This window comes from Pauljensenia hongkongensis, from assembly GCF_001746855.1.
In the GTDB taxonomy this organism is placed as follows: Bacteria; Actinomycetota; Actinomycetes; order Actinomycetales; family Actinomycetaceae; genus Pauljensenia; species Pauljensenia hongkongensis.
The window spans coordinates 1,276,975-1,279,315 of sequence record NZ_CP017298.1 but is presented as its reverse complement, the minus strand read 5'-3'; the positions used below and the strand labels follow the sequence as shown (position 1 = coordinate 1,279,315).

General features: G+C 73.2%; 3 protein-coding genes and 1 pseudogene. 2 read left to right on the top strand and 2 right to left on the bottom strand.

Features of this window, described 5'->3' with window-relative positions:
• Positions 1-1,041, bottom strand: a 1,041-nt coding sequence (locus tag BH719_RS09635; protein WP_009743747.1) for a hypothetical protein, incomplete at its 3' end; no start/stop codon positions are given.
• Positions 1,042-1,082: 41 nt separating this feature from the next.
• On the opposite strand from BH719_RS09635, the gene BH719_RS05320 reads away from it, so the two are divergent.
• Positions 1,083-1,472, top strand: coding sequence for a sterol carrier family protein (locus tag BH719_RS05320; RefSeq protein ID WP_009743746.1), 390 nt, complete (start codon positions 1,083-1,085; stop codon positions 1,470-1,472).
• 90 nt (positions 1,473-1,562) lie between these two features.
• On the opposite strand, the gene BH719_RS05315 is transcribed toward BH719_RS05320, so the two are convergent.
• A complete protein-coding gene (locus BH719_RS05315) occupies positions 1,563-1,826 on the bottom strand; it encodes a DUF4235 domain-containing protein (RefSeq protein WP_009743745.1) in 264 nt (87 codons plus the stop codon).
• Positions 1,827-1,970: 144 nt separating this feature from the next.
• Here BH719_RS05315 and BH719_RS09630 point away from each other — a divergent pair.
• Positions 1,971-2,341, top strand: a pseudogene (locus tag BH719_RS09630) (hypothetical protein); the annotation flags it as partial.

Genomic DNA, 2,341 nt, shown 5'->3' with positions numbered 1-2,341 from the left:
GCGCGCGGAGGAGTCCTGCGGCGCGGCCCGCCTCACGGGCTGGTGGGCGCCGGCTCGTCGTCGGGGTCGGGGGCACCGGCGGGCGAGGCCCCGCCTCACCGCGCTGTCGCGCATTGTCCGGTAGACCTCCAGGAAGATCGCGGAGAAGAATATCGCGGCGACCACCAGCCACACGCTCAGGGGGGCGTGGCGCCCGTACATGAGGAAGTACACGTAGGGCGCGAAGAACGTGACCGCCGTGGTGATCGCGCCGATCACGCGGTGCCACAGCCTCTGGCCGGAGACCATCTCGATGATGCCCCACGTGTAGGGGATCGCGGTGATGATGTCGATGGCCCACAGGACCCGCCAGTTCCCCTTGAAATGCGGGACGTACATGACGGGCACGGCGCGGATGAGCGAGTAGGCGAGGACGACCACGTAGGCGATGAACTTCGGGTTGCGGCACAGTCTGAGGAAGAAGGAGCGCTCGATGATGGGGGCTCTCACCTGCCGCGCCGCCCACGTCGCCGTGGAGGAGGTTGTGAGGGTGTCCAGGCCGGCCATGGACTTGCGGATGAAGGCCCGTTGCCGGTCGGAGCCCTGGGACCACGCTTTGAGGAGCTCCAGGGGCGCCAGGGCGACCGGGGTGAGGCCCTCGTCGGGGGCCCCCGCGACGTGGACGATGCCCTCGCCCAATTCGGAGCGCAGCCGGTCGAGGTGCCCGGTGGGGATCCCCGCCATCCACAGGCGGCACCGGCGCTGGATGGCGTCGTGGAGTTCGTGGGAGAGGGCGCGCTCGATCGCCGATCCGGGGGCGATCCCCTGGGAGGCGATGTCGTAGAGGACACCGGGGTCCTCTGCGACGCGCGGGGAGAGGTCGCCGGGCCTGTCCACGCCGGACAGTTCGACGACCAGCGCCGCGTCCCACTCGAAGCGCCGGGCGATGTCGAGGTCCAGGATCGAGCGGAGCGTGATGAGGTTCGAATTGACGCGCACGTGGAGCCTCTCGTCGGCGGATGGAGCGAGTCCATTGTGCCCCAGGCCGGGGCGCCGCGGCATCAGCGCCCTCCCTGACCGGTCCCCGGGCCTACACTGGCGCCATGGCGAGAAGACGCATCGACCAGCGGGACGGCATGGCGGCGCTCGGGGAGTGGGCGGCCCAGGGGGAGGCGGCGCCCCGGCGCCAAGTGGCCACTGCGGTGCGTTTCACGTTGGAGGAGGTGGGCGCGCTGCACCCGGGGCGCGCGGTCGAGGTGCGGGTCCCGCCCGCAGGGGCCGTCCAGATCCTGGCGGGGACCACCCACCGCCGGGGCACCCCGCCCGCCGTGATCGAGACGGACGCGCACACGTGGCTGGCCCTGGCGACCGGGCGCCTGCGGTGGGACGAGGCCGTGGGGAGCGGCCGCGTCCAGGCGTCGGGGGAGCGCGCGGATCTGTCCGCGTACCTGCCCGTCATCGACCTCCCCGCGGTCCGCGCGGCGACCAGGTAGGCCCTCCCGCCCCCGGCCAGTGCGCGGGGATCAGCGCTCGGACTGCGGTCGCGGCGCGAGGGCCATCGCCCCGGCCCGCCCGCGCGGGGATCAGGCGGTGACGGGCGACCCTTTCAGCCGCGGGGCGATCCACTTGCGCGCGCCCTTGTAGGCGTAGCGCTGGGCGACGGCGGCGACCGCGGCGGATGCCGCGGCGAAGGCCACCAGGGTCGCCAGTGCGGTCCCCTCGTCGTCCTCGGCGGGGACGGGACGGCCGGTGGCGGCTTTCCACCCGTACTCGAAAGCGGTGCTCGCCACGAACGCGGCTCCTGCCAGCACCGCCGCGTTCGTGAGCTTCCAACCCAAGCCTTCCATGACTGCTCCTCATCGGTAGGGGACCGTGCTCCAATGATGCCCCACAGGGGCGCCCCCGCGCGCCCGAACGACGTGGATTCGACGCGGGGGCCCCTGCGCGGCCTATGCTGAGGTCACATGCACGACACTCATCCGAGGGGGAACATGACCAACGCGCGCGCCACCCGGGTCGTCCTGCTGGCGGTGTCAGCCCTCGCACTGGCGGCTTGCACCCCGGCCGTCTCCGCGAACGCACCCGCCGACCCCTTCGTGGACCCCATTGTGCCGCAGGGGGGATCCGCCCAGTCGGCGGATCAGGGGACCGGGTCGGCCTCCGCGCCCCGCAAGGGGTCCGGCGCCGTCGGCGTGGCACTGGTGGGCGGCGCGCAGCTGCCCGAGCAGGTGGTCTCGGCCTTCACCAAGGACACGGGCTTCACCGTGGGCACCGCGGCCTACGACGCGGTCGGCGACGTGCCCGCCCAGGGCACCGATGTCGTGCTGGGGCTGGACGGCGCGGACGCGCTCGCGGCCGCGGG